This window comes from Burkholderia sp. GbtcB21 (assembly GCF_019091065.1).
In the GTDB taxonomy this organism is placed as follows: Bacteria; Pseudomonadota; Gammaproteobacteria; order Burkholderiales; family Burkholderiaceae; genus Burkholderia; species Burkholderia pyrrocinia_C.
In genome coordinates this window covers 20,897-36,167 of record NZ_JAGXKA010000012.1, presented here as the reverse complement: position 1 = coordinate 36,167, position 15,271 = coordinate 20,897, and the positions used below count along the sequence as shown (strand labels likewise).

Annotated in this window: 15 protein-coding genes; 6 read left to right on the top strand and 9 right to left on the bottom strand. The window is 68.0% G+C overall.

The genetic code is table 11. The annotated features are described in order from the left end of the window. Positions 1-14 precede the first annotated feature (14 nt). Entirely contained in the window at positions 15-911 is an 897-nt protein-coding gene (locus tag KVT39_RS24395) for a LysR family transcriptional regulator (RefSeq protein ID WP_217590388.1), read from the top strand. Positions 912-950: 39 nt separating this feature from the next. Here KVT39_RS24395 and KVT39_RS24390 read toward each other — a convergent pair whose 3' ends face one another. Continuing rightward, positions 951-1,535, bottom strand: coding sequence for a flavin reductase family protein (locus tag KVT39_RS24390; protein ID WP_175750011.1), 585 nt, complete (start codon positions 1,533-1,535; stop codon positions 951-953). Positions 1,536-1,666: 131 nt separating this feature from the next. Continuing rightward, positions 1,667-2,092 (bottom strand): VOC family protein, encoded by a 426-nt coding sequence (locus KVT39_RS24385; protein ID WP_034183320.1) that lies wholly within the window; start codon positions 2,090-2,092, stop codon positions 1,667-1,669. A gap of 112 nt (positions 2,093-2,204) precedes the next feature. Between KVT39_RS24385 and KVT39_RS24380 the strand changes: the two genes are divergently transcribed. The 3 genes from KVT39_RS24380 (at position 2,205) to KVT39_RS24370 (ending at position 6,253) form a co-directional block, all read left to right on the top strand. After that, the gene (locus tag KVT39_RS24380) at positions 2,205-3,095 is read left to right on the top strand and encodes a LysR family transcriptional regulator (RefSeq protein ID WP_217590387.1); all 891 of its coding nucleotides are present in this window, start codon (positions 2,205-2,207) and stop codon (positions 3,093-3,095) included. A gap of 371 nt (positions 3,096-3,466) precedes the next feature. Further along, the gene (locus KVT39_RS24375; RefSeq protein ID WP_217590386.1) at positions 3,467-4,627 is read left to right on the top strand and encodes a porin; all 1,161 of its coding nucleotides are present in this window, start codon (positions 3,467-3,469) and stop codon (positions 4,625-4,627) included. A gap of 411 nt (positions 4,628-5,038) precedes the next feature. After that, positions 5,039-6,253: a transglycosylase SLT domain-containing protein gene (locus KVT39_RS24370; protein ID WP_131947640.1), complete on the top strand. Its 1,215-nt coding sequence runs from the start codon at positions 5,039-5,041 to the stop codon at positions 6,251-6,253. Between the two features lie 66 nt (positions 6,254-6,319). Here the strand turns inward: KVT39_RS24370 and KVT39_RS38085 are convergent, their stop codons facing one another. The 3 genes from KVT39_RS38085 to KVT39_RS24355 form a co-directional block, all read right to left on the bottom strand. Beyond that, a complete protein-coding gene (locus KVT39_RS38085; RefSeq protein ID WP_254640630.1) occupies positions 6,320-6,469 on the bottom strand; it encodes a hypothetical protein in 150 nt (49 codons plus the stop codon). Between the two features lie 68 nt (positions 6,470-6,537). Beyond that, positions 6,538-6,867, bottom strand: a complete 330-nt coding sequence (locus KVT39_RS24360; protein ID WP_217590385.1) for a hypothetical protein — start codon at positions 6,865-6,867, stop codon at positions 6,538-6,540. 322 nt (positions 6,868-7,189) lie between these two features. Further along, a complete protein-coding gene (locus KVT39_RS24355) occupies positions 7,190-7,936 on the bottom strand; it encodes a MipA/OmpV family protein (protein WP_217590384.1) in 747 nt (248 codons plus the stop codon). Positions 7,937-8,182: 246 nt separating this feature from the next. Between KVT39_RS24355 and KVT39_RS24350 the strand changes: the two genes are divergently transcribed. Together KVT39_RS24350 and KVT39_RS24345 are read left to right on the top strand one after the other, a co-directional pair. Continuing rightward, positions 8,183-8,908, top strand: coding sequence for a response regulator (locus KVT39_RS24350; RefSeq protein WP_034183314.1), 726 nt, complete (start codon positions 8,183-8,185; stop codon positions 8,906-8,908). Further along, positions 8,909-10,285 (top strand): ATP-binding protein, encoded by a 1,377-nt coding sequence (locus KVT39_RS24345; protein ID WP_244099651.1) that lies wholly within the window; start codon positions 8,909-8,911, stop codon positions 10,283-10,285. Positions 10,286-10,350: 65 nt separating this feature from the next. Here KVT39_RS24345 and KVT39_RS24340 read toward each other — a convergent pair whose 3' ends face one another. Genes KVT39_RS24340 through KVT39_RS24325 form a run of 4 tightly spaced genes read right to left on the bottom strand, consistent with a single transcriptional unit; the run spans position 10,351 to position 15,264 of the window. Continuing rightward, a complete protein-coding gene (locus KVT39_RS24340; RefSeq protein ID WP_217590383.1) occupies positions 10,351-11,391 on the bottom strand; it encodes an iron ABC transporter permease in 1,041 nt (346 codons plus the stop codon). Then, the gene (locus tag KVT39_RS24335) at positions 11,388-12,380 is read right to left on the bottom strand and encodes an ABC transporter substrate-binding protein (protein ID WP_217590382.1); all 993 of its coding nucleotides are present in this window, start codon (positions 12,378-12,380) and stop codon (positions 11,388-11,390) included. The genes KVT39_RS24340 and KVT39_RS24335 overlap by 4 nt, the downstream gene beginning before the upstream one ends. Then, positions 12,377-13,144: an ABC transporter ATP-binding protein gene (locus tag KVT39_RS24330; RefSeq protein WP_217590381.1), complete on the bottom strand. Its 768-nt coding sequence runs from the start codon at positions 13,142-13,144 to the stop codon at positions 12,377-12,379. The genes KVT39_RS24335 and KVT39_RS24330 overlap by 4 nt, the downstream gene beginning before the upstream one ends. Before the next feature lie 29 nt (positions 13,145-13,173). Continuing rightward, positions 13,174-15,264, bottom strand: a complete 2,091-nt coding sequence (locus tag KVT39_RS24325) for a TonB-dependent siderophore receptor (RefSeq protein WP_217590462.1) — start codon at positions 15,262-15,264, stop codon at positions 13,174-13,176. Positions 15,265-15,271: the final 7 nt, after the last annotated feature.

Here is a 15,271-nt window from a genome sequence, read left to right as displayed (position 1 = left end):
AATCACGAATCGTTATGGATCTGAACCTTCGCGACATCCGCGCGTTCGTCACGGTCGCGCACGCCGGCAACTTCACGCGCGCGGCCGCGCGGCTGCACCTGTCGCAGCCGGCGCTGACCGTGCAGATTCGCCGGCTCGAGGAAATCGTCGGCGCGCGGCTGTTCGACCGTAACAGCCGCAGCGTCGCGCTCACGCAGACCGGGCGCGAGCTGCTGCCGCTGCTGCAGCGCTCGCTCGACGACATGGAGCGCGTGCTGCGCGATGCGCGCGCGCTCGGCGAAGGCGCGAGCGGCACGGTGCGGCTCGCATGCCTGCCGACCTTCGCGTCCAGCGTGCTGCCGGAGCTGATCCAGTCGTTCCGGCGCGACGTGCCGCGCGCGGGCTTCGAGATTCGCGACGGCGTCGCGAGCCTCGTCACCTCGCTCGTGCGCAACGAGGAAGCCGATCTTGGATTGACGGGCGGCGATGCGTTCGATGCGTCGCTGGAAGTGCTGTACACGGGCGCCGACCGGCTCGTCGTCGTGTGCCCGAAAGATCATCCGCTCGCGCGCAAGCGCCGCGTGAGCACCGCCGACGTCGCGAGCGTGCCGCTCGTGCTGACCGCGCAGGGCACGAGCGTGCGCAGCGTCGTCGACACCGCGCTGGAGTCGGCCGGCTGCACGCCCGACATCGCGTGCGAGCCGACCTACATGATGACGGCCGTCGCGATGGTGCGCGGCGGCCTCGGCGTGACGATCCTGCCCGCGACCGCGCGCGAGGTGCGCGCCGAACCCGAGCTGGTCGCGAAGCCGATCGACGATCCCGCGTTCGTGCGGCCGATCGCGCTCGTCACGAAGCGCGGCCGCACGCTGCCGCGCGTCGCGCAGGCATTCGCCGAAGCGATGCTGGCGGAATTGAAAAAGCGCGCGTGAACCGCGCGCCCGGACCGGGAAAGGAAGCCTGCGTAACGCTTATTGCGCGTCCGGATCGACGTGCAGCGATTCGCCGATCGCATAGAAATTGCCGCCCGCGATGTAGTGCAGGCTGCGCAGCGCCGGATCGGCCGATTCGAAATACCAGTGGCCGTCGCGGAACACGCGCGTGTCCGACCACGCAGCGACCACCTCGCCGATGAACAGGTCGTAGGTCTGCTGGTTGTGCGGCTCGGGAATCAGCCTGCACGCGAGCCAGCCCGAGCAGCCGGCGACGAACGGCAGGTCATGGCCGTCGACGTCGAACAGCGTGACGCCCGCTTCGCGCAGCTTGTCCGGCCGCTCGGCGAGACTGTGGCTGCCGACCGCGTGCGTAAGCTGCAACTGCGCGGCCGTCGGCACCTGGATCACGAACGTGCCGCTGCGCTCGACGAGCTCGCGCGTCTTCGCGGACTTGTCGAGCACGACCGTCAGCTTCGGCGGCAGGAAGTCCAGCGCGCACGCCCACGCGGCGGCCATCACGTTGTCGACGCCGTCGTGGCGGGCCGACACGAGCACGGTCGGGCCGTGATTGAGGAGGCGGTAGGCTTTCTTCAGCTCCACCGGAGCGATGTGACTGTCCATACGGGTTCCTTGGAGAACGGCACGCACGGACGGATGCCGTGCGGCGCGGCGCCTGCCGGAGCGCTTGCGCGCGGCCCGGCGAAGGCCGCATTCTCGCACCCAATTTCAATCGGCGCCGACGGCCCCGTGCATCACTTCGCGAACAGTTGCCCGATATCGCGGAACGCCTTGAACTCGAGCGCATTGCCGCACGGATCGAACAGGAACATCGTCGCCTGTTCGCCGACCTGCCCCTTGAACCGCACATACGGTTCGATCGCGAACGTGACGCCGAACGATTTCAATCGCTCGGCCAGCGCTTCCCAGCTCGCCCAGTCGAGCACGATCCCGAAATGCGGCACCGGCACGTCGTGACCGTCGACGGCATTCGTATGCGCGCCTTCCTGCGACGCCGTCTTCGGATGCTCGTGAATCACGAGCTGGTGCCCGTAGAAGTCGAAGTCGACCCACTGCGTGCTCGAACGCCCTTCTTCCAGCCCGAACACACGGCCGTAGAAATCGCGCGCGGCCGGCAGGTCGTAGACCGGAATCGCCAGGTGAAACGGGGAAAGACTCATGGTTGCCTCGTGAAGGAACGCTCGCGTGGCGCGAGGACCGCACCATGGTAGACAACGCCAGGCAAAAATTAAATCAATATATAGTTTTGTGATTCACAAACGGAATTGATCAATGATCCGCGAGCTGAAAACCCTCGTCGCCGTCGCCCGCGAAGGCACGTTCGCGGCCGCGGGCAACCGTATCGGACTAACGCAGGCAGCCGTCAGCGCGCAGATGCAGCGCCTCGAAGCCGAACTCGGCTTCGCGCTGTTCGACCGGCAAGGCCGCTCGGCCCGTCTCAACGAGATGGGCCATCACGTGCTCGGCCAGGCGCAGGCGCTGATCCGCCAGTACGAGAACCTGAGCTCGACCGCGCCCGGCTCGCCGGCCGCCGTGCGCGTGACGATCGGCGCGATCGCGTCGGTACAGAGCGCGCTGCTGCCGGCCGCGCTGGCCGACTTTCATCGCCGGCATCCCGCGTGCCGCACGCGCGTGATACCGGGGCTGTCGATCGAGCTGGTCAACCGCGTCGATGCAGGCGAGATCGACATGGCCGCGATCATCCGGCCGCCGTTTTCGCTGCAGAGCGACCTGCACTGGACGACGCTCGCGCAGGAGCCGTTCCGGCTGATCGTGCCGCGCGGCGTGAAGGGCAAGGATTGGGCCGCGCTGCTCGCGAGCGAGCCGTTCGTGCGCTACGACCGCGCGTCGTTCGGCGGCCGGCAGGTCGATCGGTTTCTGCGGAAGATGCACATCGCGGTGCGCGACACCTGCGAACTCGACGAGCTCGACGCGATCGTCAAGCTGGTCGAGAACGGCGTCGGCATCGCGATCGTGCCGCAGACCGCCGTGTACCGCCGCTGGCCGGCCGGCGTGCGTGCGATCGACCTCGGACACCACACGTTTCACCGCGATATCGGGCTCGTGCATCGCGCGCGGCGGACGATGTCGGAGCCGGCGCAACTGCTGGCCCGGTTGATCGAAGAGGCGTCGCGGCGGCGCCCGCCGTCGCAGGCGGCCTGAGTCTTGCCCGGCGGCGGCGCGGTCGTTGCGGACACGAACGGCGCTGCGCTAACACATTCAATACAGCCAACCAATTCAGTTCATTAAATAATTAATTGACGGATCAATAACAATATCCCGATCGGCGCAATCCCCCTGAGAATCGCCGCGAATTATTAACGAAATCCGAACAACGAAGTAGCGAAATCTCGAAATTACAACCAATTGATACGCGATTTTCAATAATTCAGATCCCTCAATAATGAATTCCGCAGTACGTATCTGTCTTCCTCAACCAACAAAAGAGAATTTCATTTTTGCCGTTTTATTCCTGACCTGTAGTCTCCTGCCATTCCGGATCGCGAACACAAGCCAATGCGCAAGGAGATGAAATGAAACGCACGACCCTCTCGCTGATTTCCGTCGCGTCATTCGCGGCAATGCCCGTCGCGCATGCGCAGTCGAGCGTCACGCTGTATGGCGTGATCGACACGTCGATCACCTACGTGAACCATGCGCAGGCCAAGGACAATGCGTGGATGCTCGGCAACAGCAGCGCGGGCAACCTGGCCGGAAGCCGCTGGGGCGTGAAAGGCACCGAGGATCTCGGCGGCGGGCTGAAGGCGCTGTTCCAGCTCGAGAACGGCTTCGACCCGAGCAACGGCCGGCAGGGTCAGGGTGGCCGCCTGTTCGGCCGTCAGGCGTTCGTCGGCCTGGCGAGCGACCGCTACGGCACGCTCACGTTCGGCCGCCAGTACGATCCGCTCGTCGACCTCGTGCAGGGCATCACCGCCGACAACTATCTCGGCAGCGCGTTCGCGACGCCGGGCGACGTCGACAACTACGACAACAGCTTCCGCGTCGACAACGCGGTGAAGTACACGTCGGCAGTCTATTCGGGCCTGCAGTTCGCGGCGATGTACTCGTTCGGCGGCATTGCCGGCAGCACGGGCTCCGCGCAGTCGTATTCGGCCGCCGTGTCGTACAACAACGGCCCGTTCAGCGTCGCGGGCGGCTACTTCCACGCGACCAACAGCCCCGCATCGAACGGCCCGCGCAGCGGCTGGACCAGCTCGTCGGACGGCACGTTCGACGGCCCGATCAACAACGGTTATGCAAGCGCGCACTCGATCGGCATCGCGCGCATCGCGGGCCAGTACGTCGCCGGCCCGTTCACGTTCGGCCTCGGCTACAGCAACGCGCAGTACCGCCGCGACGCGAGCTCGGTGTTCGGCTCGAACGAGCACTACAACACGGGGCAAGGCTTCGTGAACTACCAGGCGACGAACGCGCTGCTCGTCGGCGTCGGCTACAGCTACACGCGCTCGGGCGGCGACACGTCGGCCACCTATCACCAGGTATCGGCCGGCGCGGACTACAACCTGTCGAAGCGCACCGACGTCTACCTGACCGCCGCCTACCAGCACGCGAGCGGCCAGACCGGCGACGGCAACGGCGGCTCGATGGCCGCGCAGGCATCGATCGGTTCGTACGGCTATGCGGGCACGAGCTCGCAGACGATGGTCAACCTCGGCCTGCGTCACCGCTTCTGATGCGAAGCGGCCGGTTGCGCACCGCGCGGCCGGCCGGAACCGCATGCACTCGCACGGCGGCTTCGGCCGCCGTTGTCTTTCGGTCGTCTTTTCATCGCCCTTTCCGGCCCGGACACCGATTGCCGGGCGATTTCCATTCCGCTTGATTCAGCGCCGTTTTCCCGGCATGACTGACGCGATGCGTCAGTATTCAGCGCGTCGCCACTGCACCGGCATTCGCCGAAAAGGCGGCCATTTTTACCGATCCGACTTCGTCGCGACCGCTGATCCGACGCGATAAAAAGGCGAGACGAGCACCCGGGCAATTGCAAAGGAAAGTTTGACGCGAGCCATTTGTCTGCTCGCTATGGCAAACTTCGCGTCTCTCGTCATTTCCTTGCATCGGGCGGCCGGATTCCGCCCCATCCTGCCATGCCGTGTCAGACAACCCGTTCGATCAGCCGCGAAACGCTGAAGGTCGCCTCGACGATTGCGATGTCGTGCGCGCTGCACGGCGTCGCGCGCGCCGATTGCCTCGACGACGCGGCCGCGTTCCAGCACGTGAGCGTCGCCCTGATGCGCGGCATCGCGCAGGTCGAATCGGGGATGAATCCGAACGCCGTCAACACCAATACGAACGGCACGGTCGACATCGGCCTGATGCAGATCAACAGCACATGGCTGCCGACGCTCGCGCGCGAAGGCATCACGCGGGAGAGCCTGTTCGATGCATGCACGAACGCGTATGTCGGCGCGTGGATCCTGTCGCAGAACATCCGCCAGCTCGGCCCCAACTGGAACGCGATCGGCGCGTACAACTCCGCGTCGCCCGACAAGCGCCTCGCGTATGCGCGCAAGGTCTATGATGCAATCCGGACCATGCCGGATTCGCCGGATACTCCCATGCCCATCCTTCCACCGTCCTTTACGCCGCCGCAACAGCAACAGGCGTACAACCCGTTCGCGAGCCTGAGCGTGTCCGCCCCGCAGCAGGTCACGCGTCCGCGCACGATATCGTCGGCCCCGCCGCCGCCACCGCAAGGCGGCCCCGCCGGCCCGGCCGGTACGTACAACTTCGGATGGTCGGTCACGGGCGCGGACCAGGCGAAGCCGACCCAGGTCTTCGACGACGGCGCGCGGATCTACGTGCAGTTCAGCGACATGAAGCACGTGCCGGCGATCTTCACCGAAACGTCGTCGGGCCGCGTGCTGATGTCGTGGGAGCTGCAGTTTCCGTATGCCGTTTTGACGCGCCCTGCGCAAACGTTGATCTTCCAGCTCGGGCCGTTCGAGGCGCGCGCGCAGCGTGGCGCGGCCGGGGGCGCAGGCATGACCGCGCAGACGGGTACGACGGCGCAGCGGCCCGGTGCGGCGACGGCTGCCGCTTCGCATTCGAAGAAGTCCGCCGATGCGGCAGCGACTACAGCGGCCAATTCGGCGGCAAAGCGCACGGCATCGACCGATGCGCTCTGGTATCTGAACACGCCGTCGACGTCGGGATCGTCGGCCGCATCGCCATCGACGTCGAATATTCCGGCCACGCTGCCGACGGCCGTGACGTCGAACACACCGCCAGCCGTGCCGGCTCAGGCGCCGGCTCAGCCGTCGCGCGTCAGTACCGATGCGCTGTGGTACATCTCGAAGTAACGCGCGCTCGATCGCCCGCGTGTCGCGGCGATCATTTCTCGCGGGTCGGCGGCAGTTCGGGCGCGTTCATGTCGCCCACCCAATGCCGTTCTTCCTGAAATACACGCGCAGATAACGCGACACCGACGATTCCGGCAGCGGAATCGTCACGTCGATCGTCTTGTGCTCCGCCGGATGCCACGCTGGATGTCGGCCAGCGGTTGCGCGAACACCCATGACAGTTTCACCGTCCGCGCCGGCGTGACCTTGCAACCGCAGCGAACCCGCCGCCGGGGCGCACCCCATCACCCGCGCCGCACCCAGATCACCTTCCCGTCGCGAATGCCGAGATTGCGGCGCTCCGGTCGGTAATCCATCGTGCCCGGCAACGCCTTGCCGTCGCGCTCGAGCACGCGCCACAGGCAGCCGTCGAGTTGCGCGGCCGCATCGGCCTCGGTCTTGCCGACCAGCGCATCGTCCTGCGCCGCGTCCGCCTTGCATGCCTGCGACGCGCCCGCCTGCCCGCCGCTCGCCGGCGAGCCGCCCGAGCTCGTGAGCTTCGTGTTCATGTCCGCGCATCCCGCAAAAGTTGCGCCCGCAACCAGCGCCATCATCATCGCGATCGTCTTCTTCATCGATTTCTCCCTGTCGCACCCGGCGGGGCAAATGCGGAGTTCCTCGCCGGCCGGGCGTCACATGCATGATCGGTTCCGCGCGTCGCCAGCCGTTTCCCGACGGATGCCGGCCGGCGAACCGCGGCCTCGCGCACCCCGGCCGCGCCGATTCGGCGTACCGGAGTCACGGGCTCGGCCTGACGCCGAAGCCGCCTGAATGTTACCGCACGCGATCGGCCGCTACGATGCGGCGCCGGCGCATCGAGCGGTGCGCACGGTTCGATCGCACGGGCCTCTGCCCGCCAGCGCGACTTGGCATTCGCGATCGCCATCGGCGACCGGTTCAGAACTTGTAGGTCACGCCCGCAATGCCGAAGTAGTTGCTGCGCGACTGGACGATCGGACTGTCGCCGTAGCGGCCGAGCAGTCGCGTCACGCCGCCGCTCGCGAGCACCGACCAGTGCCGCGACAGGTTCCAGTTCCACGCGACCGCCATCGATGCGCTGTCGATCCCGCCGCTCGTCGAATACGGCCTGAACCGGCTCGTCATCGACTGTGCATCGGTCACGCCGTAGAACGTCTGCGTATAGCGTCCCGAGCCCGCGTGCACGGTGCCCGTCACGACGATCTCGTGCTGCGCGGTCTTGAGCACGGGCACCGCGAGATCCATGTGTCCCGATACGCCGCGCGACGTGTGCGTCACGGGCGTGTCGATCGTGACGCTCAGTTCGGCCGCATTGAAGAGCGTCATGCCCGCTCGCACGCCGACCAGCACCGAACCCGGAATCCGGCCCATGCCCTTCAGGTGGTCGGAGCCCGGCAGGTCGAAGCGGTTCTCGTCCGCGCGGCCCGCATCGTAGCTCACGGCCGCCGACACGAACACGCCGTGCGGCAGGTCCAGCCGGTAGCCGGCGCCCTGCGTAGCGTCGATGAAGAAGCCGTTGCCGAACCTCGCGGAAAACGACGGCGCGACGACGCCGCGATACTGGTTGCTGCCCTGGTAGCGCGGCGCGAAACCGCCGCCGAGCGAGATCGAATACTGGTTTTCCGCGTGGGCGGCGGCAGCGAGGGTCAGGCCGGCGAGCGGCATGCAATAGCGATAGCGGCGGAGAGTTGGGCGCACAATATTGAGATAAGAGTGACGGAGCCCGCAGTCTAGGTGCCGCCTTGCGCGCAGACTGTCCTGAATCTGCGGCGAATCTGTGCTCAACTGTGTTCGATTGTTCGAGATTGTCGTACCGCTGCCCGGGCCGCCGGCACGCCGGATAGAATTCGCGTGCCGCGCTGCATACCGGCCTGCCGGGGTACGAGATCGTGCGTGCATCCTGAGGAGAAAATGAACGACAATCCGCTCAAATACCGTGTACTGCTGATCGAGGACGACGACCGCCTCGCGCAGCTCGTCCGCGAATATCTCGACGGCTATGAATTCGCGGTGACGGTCGTGCGGCGCGGCGACCTCGCCGTCGCGGCGGTACGCGAGCACCAGCCGGCCCTCGTGATACTCGATCTGATGCTGCCGAACCTCGACGGCATGGAAGTCTGCCGGCGCATCCGCGCGTTCACCAACATTCCCGTGCTGATCCTGACCGCGCGCGCGGACGTCTACGACCAGGTCGCGGGCCTCGAGACGGGCGCCGACGACTACGTGACGAAGCCGATCGAGCCGCGCGTGCTCGTCGCGCGCGCTCGCGCGCTGCTGCGCCGCGCGCAGCCGGTCGCAGCGGAAACGCCGGTTGCCGCACCCGAAGCGCTCGTGTTCGGCGAACTGTCGATCTCGCCGCCGAACCGCACCGTCACGTGGCGCGGCGAGCCGGTCGACCTGAAGACTGCCGAATTCAACCTGCTGCTGATTCTCGCGCGCGCGGCCGGCACCGTGCTGAGCCGCGACGACATCCTGAAGCAATTGCGCGGAATCGAGTTCGACGGACTCGACCGCTCGGTCGATTCCGGCATCTCGAAGCTGCGCCGCCGCTTCGAGGATGCTTCATCTGAGCCGCACAAGATCAAGACGATCTGGGGCCGCGGCTACCTGTTCAGCCCTTCCGCGTGGGACGAATAAATGCTGCGTCCGTTGATCAGGCTGTACCTCGTCGTGATCCTGTTCGTCGCCGCGTCGATCGTGTTCATCCAGCTGTCGTTCGACCGGATCTTCTACGAGCGCGTCACGCAGGCGCAGCGCGACTCGTTGACGACCTACTCGTTCGTGCTCAACGACTACCTCGAACGCCATCCGGGCGGGCAGCGCCTGCTCGCGCTGCGCGAGCTCGCGAAACACGGCAACGAAGGGTTCGGTTTCCTGTCGATGGCCGCCGCCCGCGCGCAACTGAGCGGTGCGCCGCTGCGCGATCTCGATGCCGGCAGGATCGCGATCAGCTACAACGGCAAGGATTACTACATGCCGCTCGCGGACGGCTCGGTGCTGCACGCGCGCCCTGTCGAGGCATCCGATCTCGACATCAAGATCTATGCGTACCTGCTGCTCGCGCTCGCCACGCTGTTCGCGGTGGTGCTGTGGATTCACTATCACTGGCGCGACCTGCGCAAATTGCAGGAAGCCGCGCGCGCATTCGGCGCCGGCGCGCTGTCGACGCGCGTGAAGCTGTCGGGCAAGTCGAACATCGACGAGCTGTCGAAGCAGTTCAACGACATGGCCGAGCGCATCGCGGCATCGATCAAGCAGCAGCGCGAAATGATGCACGGCATCTCGCATGAACTGAAGACGCCGCTCGCGCGGCTCGAATTCGGGCTCGCGCTGCTCGCCGAACCCGACGAAACCGACCGGATGCGCGAACGCCGCGACGCGCTGTGGCGCGACGTGCGCGAACTCGACGAGCTCGTCACCGAGTTGCTGACGATCGGTCGCCTCGAACAGGGTGCGAGCCAGCTCGTGCCGATGGAGGTGGTCGTCGATGCATTGATCGACAGCGTCGCCGGCAACGTCGCGAACGACATCGCCGATCGCGGGATCGTGCTCGACGTGTCGACGCTCGGCACGCCCGCGACCCACGTGTGCGATCCGAAGCTCGTCGCGCGTGCATTGCTGAACCTGATCCGCAACGGCGCGCGCTACGCGTCGCGCAAGGTGCTGCTGGCCGCTGCCGGCGACCGGTCCGGCGCGCTCGTGCTGAGCGTCGACGACGACGGCGCCGGCATTCCGGCCGCCGAGCGCGCCCGCGTGTTCGAACCGTTCCAGCGGCTCGACTCCAGCCGCGACCGGCAGACCGGCGGCTTCGGGCTCGGACTCGCGATCGTGCGGCGCGTCGCGCTGGTGCACGGCGGCGACGTGCGGCTCGAGGATTCGCCGCTCGGCGGCGCACGCTTCGTGATCACGCTGCCCGCGCGAACGCTGCCGGACAGTCTCTTCGACGTGACGGCAGACCTCACGCACGCCGGCGCGCCCGGCGACGGCACGAACACGGCCGCGCCGCTGCGATAACGCACACGGGCGGCGCACCACCCCGCCCTCGCCGGACCGGGTGCCGCCGGTGCGTGCGCTGCCGCTCAGCGTCGGCGCAGCAGCGCGACGAAGAACAGGCTGCCGAACAATGCGGTCACGATGCCGATCGGCAAATCCTCCGGCGCCGCGAGCGTGCGAGCCGCGACATCGGCCCACACGAGCAGGATCGCGCCCGTCAGCGCGGCGACCGGCAGCAGCCTGCCATGCTCGGCACCGACGACGCGACGGCACAGATGCGGCGTCACGAGCCCGACGAAGCCGATCGCGCCGCTCACCGCGACCATCGCGCCCGTCGCGAACGATGCGACGACAAACACCTCGCGCCGCATCCGCGCGCTCGGCACGCCGAGCGCGGCCGCCGCGACGTCGCCCGACATCAGCGCATTCAGTTCGCGCCGTCGCGCATACAGCGCGCCGCCGGCGAGTGCCGCGCACACGCCCGGCACCGGCAGCAGATCCCAGCGCGCGAGCCCGACGCCGCCGAGCATCCAGAACAGCACCGACGACGCGGCGCGTTGATCGCCGAGGTACAGCAGCAGGTTGCCGAACGCGGCCATCATGAACGACACCGATACGCCCGCGAGCAGCAAGCGATCCGATTCGAGCCGGCCGTGCCGGTAAGCAAGCGCGACGACGCACGCGGTCGCCGCAAGCGCGCCCGCGAAGGCGGCGGCCGACAGCGTGAACGGGCCGAACGCCGCGCCGGCCACCACCGTGACCGCGACGGCGCCGAACATCGCGCCCGCGCTGACGCCGAGCAGGTGCGGATCGGCGAGGCGGTTCGCGGTCGCCGCCTGCAACGCGACACCGACCGCCGCCAGCGTCGCGCCGACGATCGCGGCCAGCAGCGCACGCGGCATCCGGATCAGCCACACGATGCTGTCGTCGCCCGCGCCCGCCGCGAGCGCGCCGACAGCGCCGAACGCCGACGCGAGATGCGCGGCGACGATCCGCACCGCGACCGGCATCGCGATCGGCGCGGGACCGAACGCGGCCGATACGACGATCGACACGATCAGCAGCACGGCCAGCGCCGGCAGCACCACCCGCATGCGGGGCCGCGACACACGCTCGCCCGCGCTCATCGTGCCGGGCCGGCGAACGCGGCCGGATACATCGCGCGCGCGAGCGTCTCGACGGCCGCGACGTTCTCGGGGCCCGGCGTCGCCGCATCGTACGGAATCACGACGAAGCGCCGCTCACGGATCGCGGCCACGCGCGCGAGCGCCGGCTGGCTCAGCAGGAACTGCTGCTTCTGCGCGGCCGTCACCGCCGAATAGTCGACGATCACGATGACCTGCGGATCGCGCGCGACCACGCTCTCCCAACTCACCTGCGTCCAGCTGCGCGGCACGTCGTCCATCACGTTGCGCGCGCCCGCCGCCGCCAGCAGCGCGGTCGGCATCGCGAGTCCGCCCGCCGTCATCGGCTTGTCGGTGCCGCTGTCGTAGACGAACGCACGCAGCGGCGCCGGGCGCCCGATCGCGCGCGACACCGCCGCGAGACGTGCGCGCATCGCGGCGACGACCTGCGCGGCGCGCGCGTCGACGCCGAAGATCCGGCCGAGATTGTTCAGGTCTCGGAACACGTCGTCGAACGACGCGGCTGATTGCTTCATCACGTGCGAGCACGATTCGGTGAGTTCATACGTGCGAATGCCGAACGGTGCGAGCGTCGCGGGCGTCACCTGGCCGCCGACATGCATTCCGTAGTTCCAGCCCGCGAGATAGAAGTCGGCGCGCGCGGCGGCCAGCACCTCGAGCGACGGATACTGGCTCGCCAGTTCGGGCACGCCGCGCAATGCGTCGCGCACGCGCGCGGTACCTGTCTTCCAGCCGCCGATGCCCGTATAACCGACGAGTCGGTCTTTCAGGCCGAGTACGAGCATCATCTCCGTCAGGTTTACGTCGTTGCTCACCGCGCGCGTCGGCGCGTGCTCGAACGTCACATCGCGATTGCAGCTGCGCACGGTGACGGGATAAGCGCCCGCGTGAACGGCAGCGGCGCCGAGCACGGCAGCGGCGACCAATCGGCGGGATACGAAGGATAACGAAGGTAATGGCATGACGGTCATTCCGGATGAAACGGCGTGATGCGCGGCCGGCCCGTGACGGGATGCCGATCGACGAGCGCGGCGACGCCGAACACGTCGCGCAGCAGCGCTTCGGTCAGCACGTCGTCCGGCGCGCCGGACGCGACGATCCGGCCGTGTGCGAGCACATGGAGTCGGTCGCAATACGCGGCCGCGAGATTGAGATCGTGAATCGTCGCGAGCGTCGCGATGCCGAGGCGCCGCACGCGCGCGAGCAGTTCGAGCTGGTGACGCAGGTCGAGATGGTTGGTCGGTTCGTCGAGCAGCAGCAGTTCCGGTTGCTGCGCGAGCGCACGGGCCAGCAGCGCGCGCTGCTTCTCGCCGCCCGATAGAGACGCGAAGCGTTGCGCACGGCGCTCGGCGAGGCCGACGTCGTGCAACGCGGATTCGACGATCCGGCGATCGTCGGCCGACTCCGCATCGAACGGCCGCTTGTGCGGCGTGCGGCCCATGTCGACCAGTTCGTCGACCGTCAGCCCGAAATCGTCCGGGCTCTCCTGCTGCAGCACGGCGATCCGCTGCGCGACCGCGCGCGGCCGCATGCGCCACACGTCCTGCGCATCCAGTGCGACAGCGCCCGCATCCGGCCGCGCGTAACGGAACACGCAGCGCAGCAGGCTCGTCTTGCCGCTGCCGTTCGGGCCGACCAGTCCGACGAACTCGCCTGCGGCGACGCTCAGCGTCACCGAATCGAGCACGGCAATCGCGCCGCCGGGAGACCAGCTCACGCGGTCGATTTCGAGCATGTGTGCCACCGGAGGCTCGCCGCGCCGCACTAGAAGCGCATCGTCGCGACGAGCTCCGCCGAGCGCGACGGACCGAGCAGCCATTGCTCGCCGCCGTTCGACGTCGTCACCGCGTATGTGCGGTTCGCGAGATTGCGCAGATACAGCGCCAGCTCGGTGCGCGACGTCGGCTGCCAGCGCAGCGACGCATCGAACACCGTGTACGACGGCACCTGCAGGCGGTTCGCATCGTCGCCGTATGTCGCACCGACGTAGCGCACGCCCGCATTCGCCTGCCAGCGCTCGGCGAACGCCCAGCCGAGCCACAGGTTCGCCGTCTGCTGCGGCACATTGGACGGCACGTTGCCGGCGCGCGACACCGTGGTACCACCAGCCGCCTGGTTGAACGCGTCGTAGCGCGCGCGCAGCAGCGCGACGTTCGCATCGATCGTCCAGCCGTGCGGCAGCCGCGCGCCGCCCGTCAGCTCGATGCCGCGCGACGATTGCCGGCCGACCTGCCGGCGCAGCGCGGGATCGACCGGATCGGTGCTGAGCAGGTTGCGCTTCGTGACGTCGTACGCGGCAAACGTCCAGTACGCGCGGCCGTCGAGCAGCGTCTGCTTGACGCCGGCTTCCCACTGTTCGCCGGTCGCAAGCCGGTAGTTCGCCTGCGACGCGGACAGCGTCACGAGCGAGCCGAGGCCCTCTGCGCCGGTCGTGTACTGCGCATACGCGCTGAGTGTCGGCGCGACTTCGAACACGAAACCCGTGCGCCAGCCGACGTTCGCGAAGCGCTTGTCGAAGCCCGCGCCGGTCACCGCCTGCTCGCGGCGGAACGCGATGTGGTCATAACGCAGGCCGCTCACCCACGCGAGCCGCGGCAGCACGTCGAGCCGGTTCTCGGCGAATACCGCGGCCTGCCGCGCACGCGTGCCGAACTGCTGCACCGTCGGGTCGGGGCTCGCGAACACGCCGGGATCGAAGCCGTGTGCGGCCACCGTCGATTCGCCGCCGTACGGCGAATTGTTGGTGCCGTCGAACGTGATCTGGCTGAACTCCGTGCCGATGACGAAGCGGTTCGCGCGGCCGAACAGCGTGCCGTCGAAACGCGCGCTCAGCCGGTCGCCGATCTGCCGCTGATGGTGGCCGATGTCGAGATAGTCGCCGCGCGTCACGAGCCCGGTCGCAGGGTCGAGCGCGTACGATTCGGCGTTGCGCCAGTGGCGGTTCGACGTCAGGTAGTAAAGCTGGTTGTCGATCGTCACGCCGGCCGTGGGCCGGTAGCGGGCCGACAGGCGTGTCCACTGGTCGTAGTACGCGATCGTCGCATCGCCGACGTTGTAGTTGAGCTTGCGCAGCGACGGATCGAGCACGCCGTTCGGCGCGGGCACGCCATAGTACGTCGCCGGCATCTGGCGGCCGTAGTCGTAGTCGAGCGTCAGCGTGAGTTGCGGACTCACGTCGAACTTCAGCGCGCCACCGACCGCCGTCGTATGCGTATCGGCCCGCTCGGCGAGACCGGTGGCGCGTGCATCGCTCGCGTAGAAGCGGTACGACAGCCGCGGGCCGAGCGCACCCGTCGTATCGAACGCGATGCGCTTCGCGCCGTCGGGGCCGGCGCCGACCTGCAGCGTCGTCTCGCGCGTGCGCTGCGGCCGCTTCGGCACGACGTTCACGACGCCGCCGATCGCCCCTTCGCCGTACAGCACCGACGCCGGGCCGCGCAACACTTCGATGCGCTCGACCGACCACGTATCGAACGGAAACGTGATCGTGCCGGCGGCCGGCATCAGCCGCACGCCGTCGAGCAGCGTCATCACCGATTCCTGGCCGCTGAAGCCGCGCACGCTCAACGCGGTGCCGCCATTGCCGGGCGCCATCGCGCTCGCGAACCCTGCCGTGCGCGTGACCGCATCGAGCACCGTGCGATCGCCACGCGCTTCGATCGTGTCGGCCGTGACCGTCTCGACGCTCGCGGGCGTATCGAGGCTCGCCAGCCCGAGCCGCGAGCCCGTTTCGAGCGGCTGCGTCAACGGGTCGGCCGGCGCCGGGCGCGCGGTGACACTGATCGCCGGCAACGCGTGCCGGTCGTCAGGTACGGGCGCTGCCGCTTCGGCAGCCAATGCGCCGGACGACGCCATCGCGCAA

Coding starts and splice junctions, on each gene's coding strand:
- KVT39_RS24395 (WP_217590388.1), top strand. CDS start 15: ATGGATCTGAACCTTCGCGACATCCGCGCGTTCGTCACGGTCGCGCAC.
- KVT39_RS24390 (WP_175750011.1), bottom strand. CDS start 1,535: ATGGACAGTCACATCGCTCCGGTGGAGCTGAAGAAAGCCTACCGCCTC.
- KVT39_RS24385 (WP_034183320.1), bottom strand. CDS start 2,092: ATGAGTCTTTCCCCGTTTCACCTGGCGATTCCGGTCTACGACCTGCCG.
- KVT39_RS24380 (WP_217590387.1), top strand. CDS start 2,205: ATGATCCGCGAGCTGAAAACCCTCGTCGCCGTCGCCCGCGAAGGCACG.
- KVT39_RS24375 (WP_217590386.1), top strand. CDS start 3,467: ATGAAACGCACGACCCTCTCGCTGATTTCCGTCGCGTCATTCGCGGCA.
- KVT39_RS24370 (WP_131947640.1), top strand. CDS start 5,039: ATGCCGTGTCAGACAACCCGTTCGATCAGCCGCGAAACGCTGAAGGTC.
- KVT39_RS38085 (WP_254640630.1), bottom strand. CDS start 6,469: ATGGGTGTTCGCGCAACCGCTGGCCGACATCCAGCGTGGCATCCGGCG.
- KVT39_RS24360 (WP_217590385.1), bottom strand. CDS start 6,867: ATGAAGAAGACGATCGCGATGATGATGGCGCTGGTTGCGGGCGCAACT.
- KVT39_RS24355 (WP_217590384.1), bottom strand. CDS start 7,936: ATGCCGCTCGCCGGCCTGACCCTCGCTGCCGCCGCCCACGCGGAAAAC.
- KVT39_RS24350 (WP_034183314.1), top strand. CDS start 8,183: ATGAACGACAATCCGCTCAAATACCGTGTACTGCTGATCGAGGACGAC.
- KVT39_RS24345 (WP_244099651.1), top strand. CDS start 8,909: ATGCTGCGTCCGTTGATCAGGCTGTACCTCGTCGTGATCCTGTTCGTC.
- KVT39_RS24340 (WP_217590383.1), bottom strand. CDS start 11,391: ATGAGCGCGGGCGAGCGTGTGTCGCGGCCCCGCATGCGGGTGGTGCTG.
- KVT39_RS24335 (WP_217590382.1), bottom strand. CDS start 12,380: ATGACCGTCATGCCATTACCTTCGTTATCCTTCGTATCCCGCCGATTG.
- KVT39_RS24330 (WP_217590381.1), bottom strand. CDS start 13,144: ATGCTCGAAATCGACCGCGTGAGCTGGTCTCCCGGCGGCGCGATTGCC.
- KVT39_RS24325 (WP_217590462.1), bottom strand. CDS start 15,264: ATGGCGTCGTCCGGCGCATTGGCTGCCGAAGCGGCAGCGCCCGTACCT.